This is a genomic window from Sphingomonas pruni NBRC 15498 (assembly GCF_001598455.1).
In the GTDB taxonomy this organism is placed as follows: Bacteria; Pseudomonadota; Alphaproteobacteria; order Sphingomonadales; family Sphingomonadaceae; genus Sphingomonas; species Sphingomonas pruni.
The window spans coordinates 13241-35717 of sequence record NZ_BCYZ01000047.1 but is presented as its reverse complement, the minus strand read 5'-3'; the positions used below and the strand labels follow the sequence as shown (position 1 = coordinate 35717).

The window sequence follows — 22477 nt, the reverse complement described above, 5'->3', positions numbered from 1 at the left end:
GCTCGTCGAAATCTGGAACCGGCTCGAACTGGAAAGCGCCGCCCGCCTCGCGGCGTGACGGCAACTGGAGCATCGCGCGGAAAAGTGGGCGCCGGTTTTCTGCAAAAGCGATGCGACGACAAATCTAGCAATCGGCGCAGTCATCGCCGTCGGCAGGGTCACCGCTGACGGCCAGTTTGCGGCTGCAGACCGCGTGACACCCCGTAGGGGATTCTTCGCGCGGCGCTTTTTTGCGATCGAACGGAATTGCGATCCGATGGCTGCCGTCGCCGCACAACGGCAGCGTCAGCACCTGCGACGGCGGGCAGCAGGCAATAGCCAGCGCCAGCCGGGTAATCGCCGCAATCCCCATCCAGGCCGCCACGCCCTCAGTCATCCCGGTCATCCTCGATCAGGATACGCATGGAGGCGCCGTCCAGGTCCTCGAACTGGCCATCGCGCACCGCCCAGAAGAACGCCGCGAGACCGGCGAGGCCGAGGCCGAGCGCGAACGGGATGAGCAACAGGATGCCGTTCATCGTACCGCTCCCCTCAACCGCAGAGCATTGGCGACCACCAACAGCGACGATCCCGACATCGCCGCCGCGGCGATCAAGGGCGTGACGTGGCCCAGGATCGCGAGCGGCACGGCGATCGCGTTATAGCCGATCGCCAGCGCGAAATTCTCGCGTACGACCCTCATCGTCCGTCGCGCGGCCGCGATCGCCAGCGGAACGGGCATCAGCCGGTCGCCCAGGAAGACGATATCGGCAGCGAGCGTGCCGACATCGCTGGCAGTGCCCGGAGCCATCGCGACGTCCGCGCTTTTGAGCGCAGGGCCGTCATTGAGCCCGTCGCCCACCATCAGAACATGGTGTCCCGCGGCCTGCAGCTTGCCGACATAATCATATTTGTCGCCCGGCGACATGCGCGCCTGGGCCGCGACTCCAAGCGAGGCGGCAAGCTCCGCGACCGCGGCCGGCGTGTCGCCCGACAACATCTCCACGCTCAATCGCGAACGATGGAGCCGATCGATCGCTTCTGCCGCATCGGACCGGGTTTCGTCCCGCAGCACGATGAGCCGGGGCCGCTCTTCGCCGATGCGATAGGCGATGGCGGTGCGATCATGGTCGAGCGCGCCGTCCTCGGCGATCCAGTCCGGCCGGCCCAGCCGGCAACGAACTCCGGCGATTTCGCCTTCGAGGCCCAGCCCGGCCTGCTCGGTCAGGTAAACGGCTGGCAGCGCCACGCCGCCGGCGTGTTGCGCCGCCGCCGCGATCGCGCACGACATCGGATGCGTGCTGCCGCGCGCCAGAGTGAACAGGATCGACAGGGTATTGACGTCGTCGGGCATGCCGCTGACCGGGACGAAGCGCCCCAGCGTCGTCGTCCCGGTCTTGTCGAGTAACACGGTATCGACACGCGACAGGCGTTCGATCGCGCTGCCATCCTTGACCAGCATGCCCGCACGCATGAACGCGCCCGAGGCGACGACGTGCGCGATCGGCACAGCCAGCCCCAGCGCACACGGGCAGGTGATGATGAGGACGGCGACCCCGATCGTCGCCGCGTGATGGACTCCGGCGCCGGCGATCAGCCAGCCGAGGAAACTGAGCGCGGCCAGCGTATGGACTGCGGGCGCATAAAGGCGCGACGCGCGATCGGCGATCCGAACGTAGCGCGATTTGACCTGGTGCGCCGACTCCATCAGCCGGGCGATGTCGGCGATCGCGGTGTCGTCGCCCGCCCGGGTCACCCGGACCACCAGCGGCGCGGCGACGTTGATCGTCCCGGCCAGCACCTGGCCGTCGGCCCCGACAGGATCGGGAGCGCTTTCGCCGGTCACCAGCGACCGGTCGATCACGCTGGTGCCCGTCTCGACACGACCGTCGGCCGGAATGCGCTCTCCGGCCGCGACCAGCACGCGCGTGCCCGCGGACAATTCTGCGATAGGGCGTCGCGAGGACGATCCGTCCGCAGCCAGCACCAGCGCATCAGCGGGGACCTGGTGCAGCAAGGCAGCGACGCTGTCGCGCGCACGAGCACGCATCACGCTGTCGAGAAAACGCCCCGCGAGCAGAAAGAACAGCAGCATGACCGCGCCGTCGAAATACGCATGCTCGCCGCCGGTGGCGGTTTCGTAGAGGCTCATCAGCGTCGTCAGCACGACGCCGATCGAGATCGGCACATCCATGTTGGTCCGGCCGCGGCGCAGCGCGCTCCACGCATTGGCGAAGAACGGCCGGCCGGCAAACGCGACCGCGGGAATCGCGATCAGCGCGGACAGCCAGTGGAACAGGCTGCGCGTCGCTTCGTCGGCACCCGACCAGACCGATACCGACAGCAGCATGATATTCATCGCGGCGAACCCGGCGACGCCGAGCGCTAGCAGCAGCCGGCGGCGCTCGCCGTCCTCACCCGCATTCTCGGCGGCCGCGAACGGATGCGCCCGAAAACCCAGCCCCTCGACCGTACGGACCAGCATTGCCGCGTCGATTGCCGGAGCATGGGCGACGTGCAGCCGGTGCGTCGAGAGATTCATTCGGGCGGTCGCGATTCCGGGCAGTGCATGCAAGCCACCCTCGATCTTGGCGATGCACGAGGCGCAATGCACGCCCTCGACGGTCAGATCGGTCGTCGTCAGGCTGTCGTCGCGGCGGATGACGACCGGCGCGTTCATACCCGTATCTCGTCGTCGAACGCCGCGCGCTGGGCACCGGCGCTGACCTCGATGCGGACCAGCCACCGCCCGCGCGGCAACCGCCCGTCGGAGCGATATACGCCGCCACCTACGGGGCGCAGGCGAAGGCTACGCTGTGCCACCAGTCCGACAGGGTGGTTGGCGACGATGCTGACCGAGGCACCGTCGATCGCCTGGCCGGCACGCGACAGGCGTAAAGAGACCGCGCCGGTGCCATCCGCCGTCGGCGTTGCCTGCCAGCCTTCGCGCTCCTGCTGGCGGCCCTCTGCGAGCCAGCGATTATAGTGCGTTGTCGCGACATAGGAATTTTCGACGACCAGTCCGCCGAACGTCCGGATCGCGTCGGTCGCCATAACGGCATTGACTCCGATCACCACGCCGAAGAAGCCGATCATGATCGCCAGCATATGCCAGCCGGTGAAGCGTGTCGTCATCATCCTACTCCGGGCGTTCGAAGAAACTGGGCGCCGACGCGGCACCACCCTCACGGTCGAGCGCATGCGCGGTGAAGGTGATCGTCGTGCGCTGGTCGCCCGTCGCCGGCGCCGCCGCGAACAAAGATACCTTGGCCACCTGATCAGCCGGCACCGTCAGCCGGACCGTGCGCGACGCCCCCTGGCGCGAACCGTCCGCGGTCCAGATGGCGGCATCAAGGCCTTGCAGGCCGAGTTCGACGGTGCGCGGGCGCGCTTCCATATTACGGACCTTGATCGAATAGCTGTTGCGGATGGTGCCGTCGGATAGGCGCACCCACATCGGATTGCGGTTCTGCAACGCCTCGACCGTCAATCGTGTACGCGTGCCGAGCGAGAAGAGCATGGCGAGCCCGACCGCAGACCAGGCCGTGAGATAGATCAAAGTACGCGGCCGCAGCAGTCGGCGCAGCGGCGGCAATGCCGGCTTGCCTGCCGCCTCGAGCTGTCCGTCGAGTTCGGTCGTATAGCCGATCAGCCGCGGCGGACGTCCAACCCGCTTCATCACGTCGTCGCACGCGTCGATGCACAGGCCGCAGGTGATGCAGCCGATCTGCGGTCCTTCGCGGATGTCGATCCCGGTCGGACAGACGGCGACGCACGCGTTGCAGTCGATGCAATCGCCGATCCGTGTCGCGCCGCTGGCGAGGTCGGCCAGCACGACATTGCCGCTGCGCGCTTCGGCCGCGCGCTTGACGCCATGACTGCGCGGTTCGCCGCGCCAGTTCTTGTAGGTCACCGCGAGCGTGCGCTCGTCCATCATCGCGCCCTGGATGCGCGGCCATGGACACATATAGATGCACACCTGCTCGCGCATCAGCCCGCCGAGCGTGAAGGTAGTGAACGTCAGGACCCCGATCGTCGCGTAAGCGACGAACGGCGCGGTGCCATTGACGAGTTCGCGGGCGAGGGTAGGCGCGTCGGTGAAATAGAAGACCCAGGCGCCGCCCGTCGAAACGGCGATCAGCAACCACAGAACGATCTTGCTCGTTCGCTTGGCGATCTTGGCCGGCCCCCAAGGCGCGCGATCGAGGCGGATCTGCGCGTTGCGATCCCCTTCGATCATGCGCTCGACATGAACGAACAGGTCGGTCCACACCGTCTGCGGACAGGCATAGCCGCACCACGCGCGCCCGACCGCCGACGTCACCAGGAACAGTCCGATCGCCGCCATGATCAGCAGTCCGGCCACGTAGTAGAATTCGTGCGGCCAGATCTCGATCGAGAACATGTAGAAGCGGCGATGCGCCAGGTCGACCAACACCGCCTGGTCGGGGGCGTAAGGGCCGCGGTTCCAGCGCAGCCACGGCGTGACGTAATAGATGATCAGCGCGACCGCCATCACCGCCCATTTCAATCGGCGGAACGTGCCGTCGATCTTCCTGGGAAACACCTTGCGACGAGCAGCGAAGAAATTCTCTTCGCCGTTGGTCAGATCGCGTGGGTCCGCCATCTCACTTGGCCGCGACGGTGGCAGCCGGCGTGGCCGCCGGCGCCGGAAGTGCCTCGCCGCCGCCCAGCGAATGGACATACACCGCCAGCATCTTCAGCGTTACCGGGTCGAGCCTTTTTCCCCAGGCCGGCATGATCCCATAGCGGGCATTGGTCACCGTCTGGGTCAGCGTGTCGCGATCGCCGCCATAGAGCCAGATTGTGTCGGTCAGGTTCGGCGCCCCGACGGCGCGGTTGCCGCGGCCATTCGCGCCGTGACAGACCGCGCAATTATTGGCGAAGATCGCGCTGCCGCGCTTGGCCGAGGGGCTCATCGCTTCCTGGTGAGAAATGAAGCGCACATAGGACACGGCGTCCTGCACCTCTTCGGGCTTCAGGATCTCGTCCTTACCGAAGGCCGGCATTTGCGACATGCGGGTAGCATCGTCGCCGGGGAAGCGTACGCCGTCGAGCAGGGTCTGCTGGATCGACTTGATGTCGCCGCCCCACAGCCAGTCGTCATCGTTCAGGTTGGGATAGCCCTTGCTGCCCGCTGCGCCCGATCCATGGCATGCCGAACAATTGATGCGGAACGCGGCACGCCCGCCGTCGATCGCGGCTTGCTTGAGCGTCGGGTTCTTCTCGATATCCTCGATCGGCAAGCGATCGATCGCCGCGAACGTTGCCGCCTTGGCCTTTTGATCGGCGGTGAGTTCCGCCTCCAACTGGCCCTTGCTGGTCCAGCCCAACACGCCCGGTGTAGCACGGGTCAATAGCGGCCAGGCCGGATAGGCGATGCAATAGCCGATCGCGAACACGATGCAGGCATAGAAGATGTACAGCCACCACCTTGGCATCGGCGTATCGAGTTCCTCGATCCCATCCCATTCGTGACCAACCGTGCTGGTGCCGGTCGCCTGGTCGATGCGCTTATTGTCAGCCATCGGCCTGATCCTCTTCGAAAATGCTGGTGGCGGCGCGGCGCGTGGCCGCGGTGGAATTGGGGCGGAAGGCCCAGCCGACGAAAGCGACGAAGCCGACGCCCATCAGCACGAGACCCCAACTATCGGCGAATTGCCGGAGCGCTTCGTAGCTCATTTGGCGGTCTCCCGTGCCGCCGCCTTCTTGAAGTCGACCTGGGTGCCGAGCATCTGAAGATAGGCGATCAGGGCGTCCATTTCGGTCAGGCGACCGGGATTGCCGTCGTAATCGCGCGACTGCGCGCCGGGATAGCGCTTGGCGAGTTCGGCCTTGTCGCCGTCGGAGAAGTCGCCCTGGGTCAGGACGTCGGCGACCGCCTTTTTGACGTCGTCGTCGCTATACGGAACACCGACATCGCGCAGCGCCATCAGATCGCGGTCGATATGCGGCAATTCCAGGTTGCGGTCCGCCAGGAAGGCGTAACCGGGCATGATCGATTCCGGCACCACCGAGCGCGGGTCGGTCAGATGCTGGCGATGCCATTCGTCCGAATAGCGTCCGCCGACACGAGCAAGGTCCGGACCGGTACGCTCCGACCCCCACAGGAACGGGTGGTCGTACATGCTCTCCGACGCCAGGCTGTAATGCCCGTAGCGCTCGACCTCGTCGCGGAACGGCCGGATCATCTGGCTGTGGCACAGCGAGCAGCCTTCGCGGATATAGATGTTGCGCCCGGCGAGCTCGAGCGGTGTGTAGGGCCGCACGCCGTCGACCTTGGGCACCGTCTCCTTGATCCAGAACAAAGGAGCGATTTCGACGATGCCGCCGACCGCGACGACGAGCAGGGCAAAGACCATCAGCAACATGACGTTGCGCTCGATGACCTTGTGCTTCTGAAGGAATGAAATGGCCATTGCTGCTTACTCGGCGGCAAGAGGAACAGGAGCGGCGGTGCGCGCTGGTACGACGGGGCGGTCCTTGGCTGGATCGAAAGCGGCCGTGGTCATCGGCGCCTCGTCGCGCAGCTTGCCGGCGATCGTCATCCAGACGTTCCACACCATGAAGATCGCGCCGGCGAAGTAGAGCAGGCCACCCGCGGTGCGGATCACGTAATAGGGATGGAGCGCGGCCACGACCTCGGCGAAGGAATAGACGAGGTATCCGTCCTCACCATATTCGCGCCACATCAGTCCCTGGGTGATGCCGGCGACCCACATCGACGACGCGTAGAGGACGATGCCGAGCGTCGCGCACCAGAAGTGCCAATTGACCATGCGGAGCGAATAGAGCCGCTCGCGGCCCCACAGGCGCGGCGTCATGTAATAGATCGCGCCGAAGGTGATCATGCCGTTCCAGCCGAGTGCGCCCGAATGGACGTGGCCGATGGTCCAGTTGGTATAGTGCGAAAGCGAGTTGACGCTCTTCACCGACATCATCGGACCTTCGAAGGTCGACATGCCGTAGAAGGCGAGCGCGAAGACCATCATGCGGATGATCGGGTCGGTGCGGATCTTGTCCCACGCGCCGTTGAGCGTCATCAGGCCGTTGATCATGCCGCCCCAGCTCGGCATCCACAGCATCACCGAGAACACCATCCCGAGCGTCTGCGCCCAATCGGGCAGCGCCGTGTAGTGAAGGTGGTGCGGGCCGGCCCAGATGTAGAGGAAGATCAGCGACCAGAAGTGAACGATCGACAAGCGGTAGCTGTAGATCGGCCGCTCCGCCTGCTTGGGCACGAAATAATACATCATGCCCAGGAAGCCGGCGGTCAGGAAGAAACCGACCGCGTTATGGCCGTACCACCATTGGGTCAGCGCATCCTGGACGCCCGAAAAGGCCGAATAGGATTTGGAACCGAGCCAGGACGGCGGCACCGAGATGTTGTTCACCAGGTGCAGCATCGCCACGGTGATGATGAAGCCGAGATAGAACCAGTTGGCGACGTAGATATGCGGTTCGGACCGCTTCACGATCGTGCCGACGAAGACCACCAGGTAGCTGACCCAGACGATCGTCAGCCAGATGTCGACATACCATTCGGGCTCGGCATATTCGCGCCCCTCGGTGATACCCATCATGTAGCCGGTCGCCGCCAGGACGATGAACAGCTGGTATCCCCAGAACACGAAGCGAGCGAGGGCGGGGGCGAACAGCCGCGCGCGGCAGGTCCGTTGCACGACGTAGAAGCTGGTCGCGATCAGCGCATTGCCGCCGAACGCGAAGATCACCGCGGACGTGTGAAGCGGGCGCAGCCGTCCGAACGACGTATATTCGAGACCGAGATTGAAGATCGGCCAGGAAAGCTGCGACGCGATCAGGATGCCGACCAGAAATCCGGCGACGCCCCAGAACACGGTCGCGATGACGCCCCAGCGTATCACATCGTCATAATAACGGTCGGGCCGTGCCGCTTCGGGCTCGCGCCCGACCTGCCGCAGCGTATAGAAAGCCGCGATCGTCGCCGCGGCGGCGCAGATCATCATGTGTACGGCAAAGCCGGTATCGGCCGCAAAGCCCGCTGCGCTCACGCACAGGAATATCAATAGGAGCCAGCCCCCGGCCCTGGTCACGACGTCGTCCAAATCGACCCCCTGAAATGCGTTGTCACCCCGGTTCATGGGGATAAGCGGCGGCTTAGCCGGGGGGGTGAACGCCGCTCTATGCGTAGTTTCCCCAAGGCCTTGCCGGCGCCACGGGGGCGGTGGCGGCCAATGCCGGCGATTTCCTTGACCGCGATCAAATCCAGCCCGTGGGGCGGGGGGCTAATGGCCTTTCGTGACGAGGCGTCAGAAGGGGCAATCGGTCGCCTCGTCACTTTCCATCAGCCGAGGCACCACCCGCCATGCAGTCCGACGAAATGCTCGCCACGCCGTTCTGGCGCCGATCACACTATCTCGATCGCATGACGTTGCGCGATCTCGCCGGGGCCTATTTCCGCCATTATGCGATCGTGACGTATCTGCTGTTGGCGGCGGCGATGGTGTGCCTTTACGCCTATCGGCCGGCGTCGCCGATCCAGACCGCTGCGACGGTCGCGCTGATCGTTTTGGCCTATCCGCTGGTCTGGTATTCGCTCCATCGCTGGGTGCTGCACAGCAACTGGATGTTCAAGGTGCCGTTCCTGGCTCCGGCATGGAAGCGCATCCATTACGATCACCACCAGGACCCAAATCATCTCGAAGTGCTGTTCGGCGCGCTTTACACGACGCTCCCGACCTTATTGCTGGTCGCCGCCTTGCCCGGATGGCTGATCGGAGGGGTGGGCGGGGCTGCCGCCGGATTTGCCACCGGCCTGCTCGTCACGTGCTTCTACGAATTCGCGCATTGCATCCAGCATCTGTCGTACAAACCGCGGCTGCGGTTTCTGGCAGTGATGAAGGCGCGGCATCTCGAGCATCATTTCCACGACGAACGCGGCAATTTCGGCATCACCAATTTCGTCTGGGACCATGTCTTCCAGACCTATTACACGCGGCCGCAGCGTCCCGCCAAAAGCGCCACGGTATTCAACCTGGGCTATGACGACAGGATGGCGCGTCGTTATCCATGGGTCGCGCGCCGGTCGGGCGGAGTCGCCGCCGGTCACCCGAGATATCGGGCCCGTACCCATGACTGAACCCTGGCCGACGCTCGAGCGATGGTTCGCCGATGCCGCGGCGAGCGATCCCGTCTTTTACAACGCCGCCGCGTTGGCGACAGCGGATCGCGATGGACGGCCATCATCCAGGATCGTGTTGCTCAAGCGGCATGATCGGCACGGCGTGGAATTCTTCACCAACCGCGCCAGCCGCAAGGCTCGCGACCTCGCCGATCGTCCGGATGCTGCTATCTGCCTGTTCTGGCCCCGGCTGGGCCGCCAGTTGCGGATCGAGGGGCCGGTGACCGCGACCAGCAGCGAACGCAGCGACGCCTATTTCGCCTCGCGCGACCGGGACTCGCAGATCGGCGCCTGGGCGTCACGCCAGTCCGAGCCGCTGCCCGACGGTGACACCCTGGTCGCCCGGATCGCGGCACATGCCGAGCGCTTCGGCGGGCGAGAGGTAGCCCGACCGCCTTTCTGGGGCGGCTATGTGATGCATCCGACGGTGATCGAATTCTGGTCGGACGGCGTGGCGCGATTGCACGAGCGACAGGAATGTCGTCGTCGCGACGACGAATGGACTATTCAGTCGCTATTCCCTTGACGCCGCGCATGTCCCGCCCGCCGGCGTCGTTGCTGGCCGGAGCGAGCGCAAGGGAAAGCAGCGGGAGCGCCAACGCATAGGCATATTGGGTGAGCGTCACGCCGATGTTGAACGGGAACCAGATGGTGGGAATGCCCAACCGGGAAAGCTCGTTGATGAACAGCGCGGTCGCAATAACGGCCATCGTTGCGAGCGCCAGCAATCTGCGTTCGCCGCGCACAATGATCCGCAACGCGATAACCACGAACAAGACAGCGAAGACGGCGCGGCCGACAGACACCAACGCATCTGCGTGAGTGACGGCTGCAACGACCCTTAACGCCCAAGCCGCGATGGCGATCAGCAAGACGACGCGCCGGTCGCGCCCTTCCGCCCAGTCGTTCCACGCAGCCGTCCATGCCAGCATGGCGAGCGGCGACAGCAGGATGGCATTCTGCCGATCCAGGGTCGAAATACCTATCAGGTCGGTCCAGGCGGCCGCGGCATTCCCCAGCCTGAGACAAGCGGTTGCCACGAGTGCGACCGCCAGCCATCGGGCAAAGCCCGGTCTGGCGGTCGACCGAGCCATGACGAGCGCTATCCCGGCAAGCAGGAACATCATGATCGGCAGCGCCAGTTCGACGATATAGCCGGCAATGGTTCGTCGCCATTGGGCGCGGTACAATGTGTCGCCGAACGCGCCGGCGGCGAGGGTGGGGGCGCTCCGGAGTCCGCCGCTCTGGTCGTCCCGGCCCAATCCCGGCTGCATGAAGGCTCTTATCGCCAACACGCCGGAATGCTCGACCGCCGATGGCGGAAGCCGGACCAAATAGGGTCGGGCGCCGACCACCTTGGGGTGATCGCCCCGCCTGCCGATGCCGCCGATCGGCTTGCCGTTCCAGAACATCTCGTAACCGTCATCGACCATCGTCGGGCCGAGCAACGTCCAGTCGCCATGCGCCGGCAAGGTGACATGGCGGCGATACCAGCCATAGCCCTCGAGATCGGGATGTCCGCGCGCGTGCCAGCCCGCGAGGTAGCCCGGAAGGCCGACATCGAAATCGTGATTGCTCGGCAAGGAAACCAGATCGATCCGATCCCAGCTGCTATCGTCGGTCCTTGCATCGGCCCAGCGCGGATCGTCGCCGGGATGGAAGCGCCATGACCCGTCCAGCACCTTCGCCGGACCGACCGGGTCCGGGCGGCCGCCAACCGCGAGCATCGCCACGACCAGGAGCAGCATCACCACACCGAGGGAGCAGAACCAGAACCGCAGTCGCTGAGACACGTCGCTTCCCCTACAAGCTGCCCGAACGAAGATGCATTTTGAAACGTAAGCAGGTAGATAGTCTGCACCAGTTAAGTGCGTTTCACTGGTGCAGTCAACGGAGTGCGTGTTGGATGGCCGTTTCCCTTCCCCGTCCGGTTTCGGCGATCCGGCTGGATGGTGGCCGCCTGGCCATCGATTTCGCCAACACGATCCACGACCGGTTCGCGGTGGACGTGGAGGATTATATCGCGACGCCGGAACGCTACATGCAATGGGCGAGGCGCTCCGGCGCGATTGCTGCCGACGAGACGATCGACCTGTCGGACTTGGGTGGAGGGGGCGAACGCCTCATGGCGGATGTTCGCTCGCTGCGGGATGCCACCTATCGTCTCTTGTCGGCCTGTATCGACGAGGTCCCGCTTCCCAAAGGTCCGCTGTTGGTCGCCAATCAGTGGCTGCTAGGTGCCCGCCAGAGCCAGGCGCTGGACGAAAACGGCCTGCTTCGGTTGCATGCGGATCCGGTGGATTTTCATCTTCCGCTCAAGCGGATCGCGTTGGACCTGGTGGATGTGCTGGCCGGTGCGCGGGCCGGAATATTCAAACTCAAACGCTGTGCGAACCGGCGCTCTTGCGGATGGATATTCGCCGACACCAGCAAGAACGGCCGACGCCGCTGGTGCGCGATGCAAACCTGCGGGACTGCGAGCAAAACCGAGGCTCGCCGGAACAAGCGCTGAAGTGGGCCATACGTGGCAAGCAGGACCGGAGCAGCCGGACTGAACGGCGCCGGAAATCATAACTCGGGGTTATCGGCGCAAGACGTAATTGCGGATTGATTCCTCGCCCCCGCTCACGGACCTTGCACTTGCCCGGTCGGCAATACGACCGAGAGCAAAATAAACATCAGGGGGAAAATCATGGCACTTCATTCGTGTTCCCACCTCGTGCGTCTGCGCCACGCCTACCTTGCCGGTAGTGCCGCGATCTTGCTGGTATCTCCGTCAGCATTTGCCGCGAGCGCTGACAATGCGGCACCGACCGCGCAGGAAGCGCCCCCCGCTGCCCAGCCGACTGACGATCAGCCGCAAAAGGACATCGTCGTCACCGGCTCGCTGGTGCGCAGCACCGGTTTCACCGCACCGACGCCGGTCACCGTGCTCAATGCCGACACGCTGGCGCGGGTTTCCGCGCCCAATGTCGCCGACGCGATCAACCAGATGCCGGCGCTGCGGCCTTCGCTCACCCCGACCAGCGCGGTCAACGCCGGCGGCGGCACTCAGGTCGGCGGCAATTATCTCGACCTGCGTGGTCTCGGTTATGCCCGTACCTTGGTGCTGCTCGATGGCCGGCGCTATGTGCCGTCCAACCCGACCGGCGCGGTCAACCTCAACAACATTCCCCAGGCGTTGATCGATCGCGTCGACATCGTCACCGGCGGTGCCTCCGCCGCTTATGGCGCCGACGCCGTGGCGGGCGTGGTCAACTTGCAGACCAAGGCGAACCTGGAAGGGCTCAAGGCGACGCTGCAGGCCGGCGAGGCCGGAGCGGGCGATTACCGCAACGTGCTGATCTCGGTGGCGGCCGGTGCGAAGCTGACCGATAGCATGCACCTGGTGCTGGCCGGCGAATATTCCGACAATAATGGCATCGCCCGCTTGTCCGCGCGGCGCTGGGCCGCAGCTGGTGCCGGCCTGCTCGCCAACCCCAATGCCGGCAATGGCGGTCTCGGTACGCCGAGCCAACCGCGCCAGCTTCTCGTGACCAGCGGCCTGCGCAACAGCAACTCGACGGCTAACGGCGTCATCACTGGCGTTACCTTCCGGCCCGGCTCCGGCTCCCCGATCAACACCATCACCGGCCTGCCGGCCTATCTGAAGGGCATCCAGTTCAACGATGCCGGTCAGGCGGTGCCGTTCTCACTGGGCACCATGACGACCTCGGGCACGGCGCTGGGCGGGGACGGCGTGAACGGCATGGCCGACCAGGTCGGGGCGACGCCGATCACGCGCTATACCGCTTATGGCAAGCTGAGCGGCGACGTCGCGCCCGGCTGGACCGCGTTCATCGAGAGCTCCTACAGCCATTTCCATTCGCTACAGGACGGTATCCCCTCGACCTTCAGCTACACGATCGCGGCGGACAATTTCTATCTGCCGCCCGATCTGGCGGCGACCCTGGCGGCCAACAAGGCCTCCTCAATCACGGTCAACAAGCTCGCCGATCAGAATGCGCGGACGCTGACCAGCTACAATACTGACGTCTATCAGATCACGCTGGGCGTGCATGGCGAGCTCGGCAAGAGCTGGTCGTTCGACGGCTATTACGGCCACGGCCGCAACTACAACGACAATATCAGCCGCAACAACCGCATCCTCGCCAATTACGCGCTGGCGATCGACGCCGTGGCCGATCCGGCGCATCCGGGCTCGGCGATCTGCCGGTCGACCCTGACCAAGCCAAGCAACGGCTGCATCCCGCTTAACATCATGGGCAAGGTCGACCCCAACAATCCGGCGTTGAAATATGTCAACGGCGTCGCCGAAACGATCAACGATATCGAGCAGGACGAGCTGTCGCTCACGCTTCGCGGCGAACCCTTCTCGACCTGGGCGGGGCCGGTCTCGCTGGCCCTGGGCGGCGAATATCGCAGCCAGTCGCTGAGGGTGGATTTCGACAGCGCGTCGCGGGCCGGCGCCTATTCCGCTGCGGCGCTGCCATATTCCGGCAGCGTCGATGTCAAGGAAGCGTTCGGCGAGCTGCTGATCCCGTTGCTGGCCGATTCACCCTTCGGCAAGCGGCTGAGCGTCGATGTCGCCGGGCGCGTTACCAATTACACGACCTCCGGCACGGTCGAGACCTGGAAAGCGGGTGTCGATTACACGATCAACAATTCGATCCGGCTGCGCGCGACCGAATCCCGCGACATACGCGCGCCCAACCTGGCCGAATTGTATCAAAAGAGCGGCAGTTCGTTCCTGACCGTCACCGATCTCGATCCGCGCTATCTCGGGCAAAGCTATCTGGTCACGGCGCTGACCGCGGGCAATTTGAACCTGAAGCCGGAAATCGCCCGGACCTTCACGGGCGGCGTGGTGCTGACGCCAAGCTTCATTCCGCGCCTGAGCATCTCGGTCGACTATTACAATATCGACATCAAGAAGGCGATCATCCAGCTGACACCGGCGACGATCGTGCAGCAATGCTTCACCACCAACACGGCGGCCTGCCAATATATCACTCGCGACAATAGCGGGCTGATCACCACGGTGTTCAGCGGGCCGACCAACCTCGCTTATGCCATGACTCGCGGCATCGACCTCGAGATGAGCTACGTGCTGCCGGTCGGCCGGGATCGCGTCGTCTTTCAGGGGCTGGTCAATTACCTGATCAAGACGGAGACTTATGACGGCACCGTTCGCGTCCGCCTGGACGACAGCGTGGTCCAGCCCACCGTCGCCGCCATAGGCGGCAACCCGCGATGGAAGGCGAACGCCAATATCAGTTATATCGCTAGCGATTGGCGCCTGAGCGCTACCGCGCGCTATGTCGGCGGCGGCTTTATCGACCGTACCTTGACCGCCAGCAACATCGACAAACTGACTGTCAACGGGCGGCTCTATGCCGATGTCTCGGGCGAGCTGACGATCTTCCATCCGCGTGGCGCGGGGAGCAAGGTCGCGCTGTTCGCGGCGGTCCAGAACCTGTTCGACAACGATCCGCCGATCACCGGCGCCGGCGGCTATGGCACGACGCGCGCGCTGTACGATACGATCGGGCGCCAGTTCATGGGCGGGCTACGCGTGAAATATTGAGATCGATCGCCGCAAAAAAAGGGGAGGGTAGCGTGACTCGGATTGGATATCTGCCGCTGTGCGCGCTTGTCGCGGCGTCATTTGCCACGGCCCCCGCTTCGGCCGGGAGCCCGACCGAGCCGGCATCGGCAAAGGCGGCCGCGGTCAAAGCCGCGCTCGCCGTGCCGGCGGGCTCTGCCGCGCCCGGCTGCGCGGTCGGACTGTTTCGCGGCGGCAAGCCCGAAATGCTGGTGAGCGACGGCTATGCCGATGTCACGACTGGACGCCGGATCGACGCCGACACGCAATTCTATGCCGCTTCGGTCTCCAAACAGTTCACCGTCGCCGCGCTCATGCAATTGGTCGTGGCCGGCAAGGTCCGGCTCGACGACGACGTGCATCATTATCTGCCCGAATTGCCGTCTTATCCCGATCGGCTGACGATCCAGAACCTACTGAACATGACGAGTGGCGTGCGCGATTCGCTCGTCCTGCTGCAACTCGACGGGATCGAACCGCTTTCTCGTGCGAGCCGCGCCGAAGCGCTGGCCGAGATGTTTCGGCAGCGGGATACCAAGTTCAAGCCCGGCACCGCCTATGACTATACCAATGGCGGCTATCTGCTGCTGTCCGAGTTGGTTGAGCGCGTCTCGGGCGAAAAGTTCGAGGCCTATGTCAATGCGCATGTGCTGAAGCCGCTGGGGATGACCCGCAGCTACGTCATGCTGGGCAGCCGTAGTGCCGACGCCAATGCCGCGCGGGGCTATACAATGCAGGGTGGCAAGGTGACGCTGACCGACGAAATCCCGCTGTTCGGGGGGAGTGGCGGGTTGATCACGACGGTCAACGATCTTGGCAAATGGTATGCCGATATCGACAGTGGACATAAGGTCTGGACCCCGGAACTGACCCGGCTGATGACGACCCCGGGACGGTTCGCGGACGGCATCCCGGTGCGCGATCATGGGCAGGGTCCGGTCTATGGCAATGCCTTGTTGATCGGCCCGCACTGGTTCCACCACACCGGCTCAGCGGGGGGATTCAAGACCCTGTTCGGCTATAATCGAGAACAGCGGTTCGGCGTGGCGCTGCTCTGTAACAATGGCGACTACAACCCCGATAAAGTCGCGGATGCCGTGCTTGCCGCGTTTGACAGCAGCGTACCGCGCGTGAGCGAAGGCGCTCCGCCATCTTCGCTCGACGGCCGCTACGGCAATCCCAACCTCAAGGCGATCTATTCGATCGCTCTGACAGAAGCCGGTGGTACGGTGACCGTGACCGATCGCAACGGCATGCCGGGCGCGCCGCAACCGCTGGAAGCCACCGGACCCGGCCAATATAAGGGCCGAGGCTATACGTTGAGTTTCGACGACAATGGCATGGGCTTCACGCTAACGATTCCGCGCGTGACCCTGCACTTCGCCAAATTGCCCTGACGCGCTGCCCGTATTCTCGAGCGGCACCGCCTGTAGCGTCATTGTCGCGAAGTCGATCGTCAGCATTTTGAGCTGGACGATCATGTCGCTGCCGACGCGTCCGGCGCTGCTGTCATTGTCCTCCATATTGACCTTCAGCGCCTGCAGCGGAACGCCGTCGATCGCATAGTCGAGCTTGGGGAGCACGCGGACCTTGGTGGTGACGAAGCCGCCGGCGCCGCCGATCGTCGCGTTGCGCTCCGCCGCGCTTGCGAGCTGATCCTTGGTCAGCAAGGCAAGGCCTGGCCTGCGCAATGCAGTCGAATCGGCGCCGCTGTCGAATTGCGCGCCGGCGGTACCGAGCGGCGTGGTGATCGGGATGCCGAGCCCATCCTCGTGCCAATAGACGCGCACCGTCTTGCCCTTGGGCAGTGGTGCGGCGGTGCCGAGCGACAGCTTGGTGCCGCCGTCGAGCCAGGCAATCCGGCCGAGCGCGGCGAAGGCTGGCAGGCCGAGTATGGCCGGGATCGTGTAATCCTTGCCAAGCTTCAGCATCGCGTCCGGCAGCACCAGCACGGGCAGGTTCTCGACCGTAGCGCCGCCGATCATCGCCCTGTCGATCAGCCCCATCTTGCCGGTCACGCGGGTAGTCGACGTGCCGACATCGCTCAAGCCGGGCAGGATGCGCACTGCCAGCTGCGCGGCGGTGCTTTCGGTGACGACGGAAATCTCGGCGCCCGTGTCCATGAACCAGGGCAGGGTGATGCCGTTGACGGTGACGTTCGCGCTCTTGCTGCCGAGCGGATTGGCGATGGTCGGCACCGTGGTAGCGCCGCGCGCGCGGATCGGCGGCGCGTCGCGAAAGGCCTCCGCGATCTTCTCGTCGCTGGCATCCTCGCCGTCGGGAGCGAGCTTGTTCGCTTCGGCGCAAGCGGCGACGCGTTTCGCACCGCCGACCGTCACGCCATAATCGTTGCACAGGCGGTGGAACAGCATCGCGCGCACCGGCGCGGGTGCATCGGCATTCGCCCGCAGCCAGGCTTCGATCGCGGCATTCTCGGCCCCACCGCCAAACTGGGCGTCATAGGCCAGCCGTTCCGCCGTCCCCGGGCTCGGCGGCGGCGCATAGGGATCGGGTTGGGGCAGAGCGGCCTGGGCGAGGAGCAGCGCGATCGTCGGAATCATGGAGGCATCTCTATCGACTGTCTTAGCTAAGTGGTACACGGCTTGTGTCGCCGGGGACAGTGGGTAAAGGCGGCGCATGACCACCGAATTGCCCAAGACCTTCGACCCCGCCGAGATCGAGACGCGCTGGTATCAGCATTGGGAGGCGAACGGCCAGTTCCACCCCGATCGCCCGGGCGCGGAGCCCTGGACGATCGTCAACCCGCCCCCCAACGTGACGGGGTCGCTGCATATCGGCCACGCGCTCGACAATACGCTGCAGGACGTGCTGGTCCGCCACGCGCGCCTCAAGGGCAAGGACGCTCTCTGGGTGGTCGGCACCGACCATGCCGGCATCGCCACCCAGATGGTGGTCGAGCGCCAGATGGCCGAACGCCAGCAGAAGCGCACCGATTTCACGCGCGAGGAATTCGTCGCCAAGGTCTGGGAATGGAAAGCCGAGAGCGGCGGCGAGATCACTCAGCAGCTTCGCCGGCTTGGCTGTTCGATGGACTGGGCGAACGAGCGCTTCACGATGGACGAGGGCTTTTCCAAGGCCGTCCTCAAGGTGTTCGTCGACCTTTACAATCAGGGCCTGATCTATCGCGACAAGCGGCTGGTGAACTGGGATCCGGGCCTCGGCACCGCGATCAGCGACCTTGAGGTCGAGACCAAGGAAGTGAAGGGCAGCTTCTGGCAGATCCGCTATCCGCTGGCGGATGGATCGGGCTCGATCACGGTGGCGACGACCCGGCCCGAGACGATGCTCGCCGACATGGCGGTCGCGGTGCATCCCGAGGACGAGCGCTACAAGGCGATGATCGGCAAGCAGGTGAAGCTGCCGATCACCGGCCGGCTGATTCCGGTGATCGGCGACGAACATGCCGACCCGGCGCTCGGCACCGGCGCGGTCAAGATCACGCCAGGCCACGATTTCAACGACTTCGAGGTGGGCAAGCGCGCCGGCATGAAGGCCGGCGAGATGCTCAACATGCTCGACGCCAAGGCGCAGGTCACGCAGACCGCCGACGGGCTGATCCCTGACGATCTGCTCGGTATCGATCGCTTCTGGGCGCGCAAGCAGGTGGTCGAGCGGCTGAAGGAAGCAGGCCTCCTGGTTCCCTATGTCGACAAGGAAGGCGTCGAGCATGACGCCGAGCCGCGTACGATCCAGACGCCTTACGGCGACCGCTCAGGCGACGTGATCGAACCGTGGCTGACCGACCAATGGTATGTCGATGCCGAGACGCTGGCGAAGGCGCCGATCGAGGCGGTCAAGTCGGGCGCGATCAAGATTGTGCCGAAGAGCTGGGAAAAGACCTTCTTCAACTGGATGGAGAACATCCAGCCCTGGTGCGTGAGCCGGCAATTGTGGTGGGGGCACCGGATTCCGGCGTGGTTTGCCGACGATGGCCGCATATTTGTTGCTCAGGATGAGCAGGCCGCTTTGCTTCAAGCGATCGGACAGGATGACGCTGGGCTCGACCTGACGGGAGGGTCGGCGATCGTCGTGGAAGATGAGCGGGCCGCGCAGGCGTTGCGTAAGACGCTGGCCGATGATGATAAGACGCTTATCCTGTGGCAAGATCCCGACGTCCTCGACACCTGGTTCTCCTCAGCGCTGTGGCCCTTCGCGACGATGGGCTGGCCCGAGGACGCCGATCCCAAGCTCCACGGCCGCTACCCCAATGACGTGCTGATATCCGGCTTCGACATCCTGTTCTTCTGGGACGCGCGGATGATGATGCAGGGGATGCATTTCATGGGCGATGTGCCGTTCCGCACGCTCTATCTGCACGGCCTGGTGCGCGCCGCCGACGGGCAGAAAATGTCCAAGTCGAAGGGCAATGTCGTCAACCCGCTCGGGCTGATCGACCAATATGGCGCCGATGCGCTGCGCTTCTTCATGGCGGCGATGGAAAGCCAGGGCCGCGACATCAAGATGGATGAGAAGCGGGTCGAGGGTTATCGCAACTTCGCGACCAAGCTGTGGAACGCCGCGCGCTTCTGCCAGTCGAACGGGATCGGCGCTTCGAAGACGATCGAAGCGCCCGAGGCCACGCTCGCGGTCAACAAATGGATCATCGGCGAGACGATCCAGACGGTGCAGGCGGTCGACCTCGCGCTGGCCGATTACCGTTTCGACGGTGCCGCCAACTCGATCTACCAATTCGCCTGGAGCCGGTTCTGCGACTGGTATCTCGAGCTGATCAAGGGCGCGATCGACGACGAGACCAAGGCGGTGGCGGGCTGGGTGCTCGACCAGATCCTGGTCATGCTCCACCCGTTCATGCCGTTCGTGACCGAGGAATTGTGGTCGAGGCCCGGCGGGCGCGAAAATAACCTTATCGTCGCCAAGTGGCCGATCGCCGACGCCCGCGCGATCGATCCCGGGGCGGGCAAGGAGATCGACTGGCTGATCCGACTGGTCAGCGACATTCGCGCGGCACGCGTCGAGCTTGAAGTTCCCCCGGGGCAGCGTTTGATTGGCTACATCGAGCGCGAAGCGGCGGACACGTTGGAGAAACTAGTAAACCACCAGGATGCCATACTCCGGATGGCAAAGGTGTCTTTTCAGCCCGTTTTTGGGGCGCGGCTGGCTCCCTCCATACGGGTGCCTGTAGACGATCTTGAGTTGGTTATGCCCATCTCTGGAACGATCGATGTCGAGGCCCAGCGTACGCGCCTGACCAAGGCGATCGAGGCGGCGTCTAAGGAACGCGACAGCCTAGCGGGCCGCCTCAACAACCCCAGCTTCGTCGAGCGCGCGAAGCCGGAGGCGGTCGAGAAGGCACGCGCGGACCATGCCGAGAAATCGGCCGAGGCCGAACGGCTGACAGCGGCGCTGGCAAGGTTGGGCTGACCATTTCCCCTCCCGCTTGCGGGAGGGGCTAGGGGAGGGCGTGTCCGCCAATGACGCCCATGCTTCGACAGACCCTCCCCCCGACCCCTCCCGCAAGCGGGAGGGGAGAAGGGTGGCTGAAACGCTTCCATTGTCATCCCGGCCTTGTGCCGGGATCCGCGGCGCCGCGAGCGATGGAAAAGAGCTTCCAGCTTTTCACCAAGCTGCCCGGCGGATCCCGGCACAAGGCCGGGATGACGGAGGTGGCTTGCTCCATACCTTACTCGGCAACCCGTCGTTCGATCGGATCGGAACAACACAGGCTCGCACGGATTATGTTGCCCCTCTGCTAGACGATCCCCGCGTCACAGAAGGCAAGGAGGCCGCACCGGGTCCATTCTAGCGGTCCGAACGCGGCACAAAACCGCTCACGACCACGCCTAGCGCAACTATCCCCACAGAGACGCCCAAGATGGTGTCGAAGTTCTTCTGGATGAAAATGCTTGTCCCGGAATTCGGAAACGCCCAGCTTATTGCGGCCGCCGACGAGCCCAAGACTACGAAAGTGGCGACAAAAATCAGCGCGCCCCATATCCGAGACGTATAAATCTCGTGGAATTTGCTGGGTGGCGACGTCTCGTCTTCTGATCCTGCCGAATTGCCACTCACGCGTCGGTCTCCTTCCCACGAAAGCTATCCACCGATTGACCCGCCGGCCAAGGGAAAATCGCGGTTGACGGGCTGGTGGAACGGCAGCGGTTTCCCTATCGAGGCCCGCTCCAGCGATCATCAATCCGGCCACGCGGGCCGAGGAAAGGCATCCACACGTGGCGCAGCCGCCGCATCAGCAGCAGCGAGGCCCGGGAGGCCGCCGCGACCTGACCATCGGGCCGATCGGTCCGACCCTGCTCGCCTTCGCGTTGCCGACGCTCGCCTCCAACATCCTCCAGTCGCTCAACGGCTCGATCAATTCGATCTGGGTCGGGCGCTTCCTGGGCGAGAGCGCGCTCGCGGCGACGTCGAACGCCAACATCATCATGTTCCTGATGTTCTCGGCCGTATTCGGCTTCGGCATGGCGGCGACGATCCTGATCGGCCAGTCGGTCGGCCGCCACGACATCGAGGGAGCGCGACGCGCGTTCGGATCGGCGGTCGGCCTGGTGATGGGCGGCGCGGTGGTGATCGCGATCCTCGGCTGGCTGTTCGCGCCGCAGATATTGCGGTTGCTCGCGACGCCCGGCGAGGCACAGAACATGGCTCGCGACTATCTGCGCGTGATCTTCCTGGGTCTGCCCTTCTCGATGCTCGGCGTGCTCATCCAGATGAGTCTGCGCGGCACCGGCGATTCGGTGACGCCTTTGTGGTTCATGGGCCTGAGCGTGGCGATCGACAGCACCTTCAACCCATTGCTGATCGACGGCATCGGGCCGTTCCCCAAGATGGGCATCGCCGGATCGGCGACGGCGACCTTGCTGGCGGGCATCGTCTCGTCGGCGGGGTTGCTCATCTACGTCTATTGGCGCGATTTGCCGATCCGGCTGCGCGGACGTGAACTGCGCTATCTGATCCCCGAAAAGGCGCTGGTGAGGACGATCATCGCCAAGGGCCTGCCGATGGGCGCGCAGATGCTGGTCATGTCGACGGCCGGCCTCACGATGATCGGCCTCGTCAACCGCCACGGCGTGGACACCGCCGCCGCTTATGCCGTCTCGCAACAGCTCTGGACCTATATCCAGATGCCGACGATGGCGATCGGCGTGGCGGTCAGTTCGATGGCGGCACAGAATATCGGCGCGGGCAAATGGGAACGCGTCAACGCGATCACGCGGTCGGGTATCGTCTACAACACGATCATCACCTTGGTCGTCATCACTGCGATCATCCTGTTCGACCGCCAGGTGATGACGCTGTTCGTCGGCAGCGGGAGCCCGGCGATCCCGATCGCGCGGCATATCCAGCTGATCTCCAGCTGGACCTTCGTGATGTTCGGCGTGACGATGGTGCTGTTCTCGACCGTCCGCGCCAACGGCGCGACGATACCGCCGCTGATCATTTTGGCGATCGCTTTCTACCCGGTTCGCCTGGGCTTCGCGATATTCGGCCAGCCGCTGATCGGCACCGATGCTCTATGGTACGCCTTCCCGATCGGATCGATGGTCTCGATGTCGCTCGCCGCCTGGTATTACCGCAACGGCCGCTGGCGCGAGCAATCGCTGATCGTCCCGCCCGAGCCGGAAGGAGAGGAGCAGGCGCACGCTTCCGGCGAGCCGGCCGGGCGATTGCATCCAACGGGCTGACCCGTCGCTTCGCCCTTGCGTGCGGCGGCG

At 64.5% G+C, this 22477-nt stretch carries 19 protein-coding genes; 7 read left to right on the top strand and 12 right to left on the bottom strand.

What is annotated here, in order from left to right; all coding sequences use genetic code 11:
- Positions 1 to 124: 124 nt before the first annotated feature.
- The 9 genes from SPR01S_RS14100 to ccoN are packed head-to-tail and all read right to left on the bottom strand — an operon-like array spanning position 125 to position 8123.
- The gene (locus tag SPR01S_RS14100; RefSeq protein ID WP_157082263.1) at positions 125 to 376 is read right to left on the bottom strand and encodes a hypothetical protein; all 252 of its coding nucleotides are present in this window, start codon (positions 374 to 376) and stop codon (positions 125 to 127) included.
- Positions 369 to 518: a cbb3-type cytochrome oxidase assembly protein CcoS gene (ccoS, locus tag SPR01S_RS14095; protein ID WP_066590482.1), complete on the bottom strand. Its 150-nt coding sequence runs from the start codon at positions 516 to 518 to the stop codon at positions 369 to 371. The genes SPR01S_RS14100 and ccoS overlap by 8 nt, the downstream gene beginning before the upstream one ends.
- Entirely contained in the window at positions 515 to 2659 is a 2145-nt protein-coding gene (locus SPR01S_RS14090; RefSeq protein WP_066590481.1) for a heavy metal translocating P-type ATPase, read from the bottom strand. Before SPR01S_RS14090 ends, ccoS begins: the two co-directional genes overlap by 4 nt.
- Positions 2656 to 3114: a FixH family protein gene (locus SPR01S_RS14085; RefSeq protein ID WP_066590485.1), complete on the bottom strand. Its 459-nt coding sequence runs from the start codon at positions 3112 to 3114 to the stop codon at positions 2656 to 2658. The genes SPR01S_RS14090 and SPR01S_RS14085 overlap by 4 nt, the downstream gene beginning before the upstream one ends.
- Positions 3115 to 3118: 4 nt before the next feature.
- Positions 3119 to 4606, bottom strand: coding sequence for a cytochrome c oxidase accessory protein CcoG (ccoG, locus tag SPR01S_RS14080; RefSeq protein ID WP_066590480.1), 1488 nt, complete (start codon positions 4604 to 4606; stop codon positions 3119 to 3121).
- A 1-nt stretch (position 4607) separates the two neighbouring features.
- Positions 4608 to 5528: a cytochrome-c oxidase, cbb3-type subunit III gene (ccoP, locus tag SPR01S_RS14075; protein WP_066590479.1), complete on the bottom strand. Its 921-nt coding sequence runs from the start codon at positions 5526 to 5528 to the stop codon at positions 4608 to 4610.
- Entirely contained in the window at positions 5521 to 5682 is a 162-nt protein-coding gene (locus SPR01S_RS14070) for a cbb3-type cytochrome c oxidase subunit 3 (protein WP_066590478.1), read from the bottom strand. Before SPR01S_RS14070 ends, ccoP begins: the two co-directional genes overlap by 8 nt.
- Entirely contained in the window at positions 5679 to 6419 is a 741-nt protein-coding gene (gene ccoO, locus SPR01S_RS14065) for a cytochrome-c oxidase, cbb3-type subunit II (RefSeq protein ID WP_066590477.1), read from the bottom strand. Before ccoO ends, SPR01S_RS14070 begins: the two co-directional genes overlap by 4 nt.
- 6 nt (positions 6420 to 6425) lie before the next feature.
- Positions 6426 to 8123, bottom strand: coding sequence for a cytochrome-c oxidase, cbb3-type subunit I (gene ccoN / locus SPR01S_RS14060; RefSeq protein WP_066590476.1), 1698 nt, complete (start codon positions 8121 to 8123; stop codon positions 6426 to 6428).
- A gap of 224 nt (positions 8124 to 8347) precedes the next feature.
- On the opposite strand from ccoN, the gene SPR01S_RS14055 reads away from it, so the two are divergent.
- Positions 8348 to 9121: a sterol desaturase family protein gene (locus tag SPR01S_RS14055; RefSeq protein ID WP_066590475.1), complete on the top strand. Its 774-nt coding sequence runs from the start codon at positions 8348 to 8350 to the stop codon at positions 9119 to 9121.
- Positions 9114 to 9689 (top strand): pyridoxamine 5'-phosphate oxidase, encoded by a 576-nt coding sequence (gene pdxH, locus SPR01S_RS14050; protein WP_066590474.1) that lies wholly within the window; start codon positions 9114 to 9116, stop codon positions 9687 to 9689. Before SPR01S_RS14055 ends, pdxH begins: the two co-directional genes overlap by 8 nt.
- Here pdxH and SPR01S_RS14045 read toward each other — a convergent pair.
- Positions 9667 to 10956 (bottom strand): glycoside hydrolase family 2, encoded by a 1290-nt coding sequence (locus SPR01S_RS14045; RefSeq protein WP_157082262.1) that lies wholly within the window; start codon positions 10954 to 10956, stop codon positions 9667 to 9669. The genes pdxH and SPR01S_RS14045 overlap by 23 nt on opposite strands.
- A 113-nt stretch (positions 10957 to 11069) precedes the next feature.
- Between SPR01S_RS14045 and SPR01S_RS14040 the strand changes: the two genes are divergently transcribed.
- The 3 genes from SPR01S_RS14040 to SPR01S_RS14030 all read left to right on the top strand — a co-directional run bounded on the left by SPR01S_RS14040 (position 11070) and on the right by SPR01S_RS14030 (position 16165).
- Entirely contained in the window at positions 11070 to 11675 is a 606-nt protein-coding gene (locus tag SPR01S_RS14040; RefSeq protein WP_066590472.1) for a CGNR zinc finger domain-containing protein, read from the top strand.
- A gap of 180 nt (positions 11676 to 11855) precedes the next feature.
- Positions 11856 to 14750, top strand: coding sequence for a TonB-dependent receptor plug domain-containing protein (locus SPR01S_RS14035; protein ID WP_084251197.1), 2895 nt, complete (start codon positions 11856 to 11858; stop codon positions 14748 to 14750).
- A 32-nt stretch (positions 14751 to 14782) separates the two neighbouring features.
- Entirely contained in the window at positions 14783 to 16165 is a 1383-nt protein-coding gene (locus SPR01S_RS14030) for a serine hydrolase domain-containing protein (protein ID WP_066590470.1), read from the top strand.
- Here the strand turns inward: SPR01S_RS14030 and SPR01S_RS14025 are convergent.
- Complete coding sequence (locus tag SPR01S_RS14025; RefSeq protein WP_066590469.1) at positions 16121 to 17329, bottom strand: retropepsin-like aspartic protease; 1209 nt, start codon at positions 17327 to 17329, stop codon at positions 16121 to 16123. The genes SPR01S_RS14030 and SPR01S_RS14025 overlap by 45 nt on opposite strands.
- 76 nt (positions 17330 to 17405) lie before the next feature.
- On the opposite strand from SPR01S_RS14025, the gene SPR01S_RS14020 reads away from it, so the two are divergent.
- A complete protein-coding gene (locus tag SPR01S_RS14020) occupies positions 17406 to 20171 on the top strand; it encodes a valine--tRNA ligase (protein WP_066590468.1) in 2766 nt (921 codons plus the stop codon).
- A gap of 378 nt (positions 20172 to 20549) precedes the next feature.
- Here SPR01S_RS14020 and SPR01S_RS21965 read toward each other — a convergent pair whose 3' ends face one another.
- Positions 20550 to 20819, bottom strand: coding sequence for a hypothetical protein (locus SPR01S_RS21965; RefSeq protein WP_157082261.1), 270 nt, complete (start codon positions 20817 to 20819; stop codon positions 20550 to 20552).
- 158 nt (positions 20820 to 20977) lie between these two features.
- Here SPR01S_RS21965 and SPR01S_RS14015 point away from each other — a divergent pair, with 158 nt between their 5' ends.
- Entirely contained in the window at positions 20978 to 22447 is a 1470-nt protein-coding gene (locus SPR01S_RS14015; protein ID WP_066590467.1) for an MATE family efflux transporter, read from the top strand.
- The last annotated feature ends 30 nt before the right edge of the window (positions 22448 to 22477 follow it).